The sequence below is a fragment of the Vulcanisaeta sp. genome (assembly GCF_049966235.1).
Lineage (GTDB): Archaea > Thermoproteota > Thermoprotei > Thermoproteales > Thermocladiaceae > Vulcanisaeta > Vulcanisaeta moutnovskia.
In genome coordinates, this window is record NZ_JBMFVA010000090.1 from 1 (window position 1) to 504 (window position 504).

Consider the following 504-nt stretch of genomic DNA (forward strand, 5'->3'; position numbering starts at 1 on the left):
GTTCTCCTTATCGAAGACTTTCAGCGTATCATCAATAATAACCTTTACCTTTGAATTCTCGACGTAATTACTACCAACATTAACATCACCTGAGGAAACACCATCACCAACTTCATAGCTTATCAACCCTACGGCTGGTACCCTCACAAGAACTAGGTATTTACCATCAATGTACTGCGTTGGTAGGCCCTTCAGCGGCTTATCAACTTCTATTAATTCTTCCCGATCCCATGGCAATGAATTAAACACGGTGACCCATCCCTCGTCGAGCGTGACCACGCTTTGTATAATCCTCTTTAACTCCTCATTAATAGCCTTCTTAGTATTCACTAGCCTATTCACTATATCATCAAATGCCTGCTTAGTATTTGTTGCACTTATTGGATCATGATACTCAGCCTCAAGCAGCGGATACCAAAGCTCCTCATAGTTCTTACCAAGCCCTAACAACGAGCTCCAAAGCTCCAATTCCCTTAATTCCGTCTCAATCTCCCTAACTAATCG

Annotated in this window: 1 pseudogene; it reads right to left on the minus strand. The window is 42.3% G+C overall.

Annotated features, from left to right (window positions below):
• Positions 1–504 (minus strand): annotated as a pseudogene (locus ACP5L5_RS11865) (alpha-mannosidase); the annotation flags it as partial.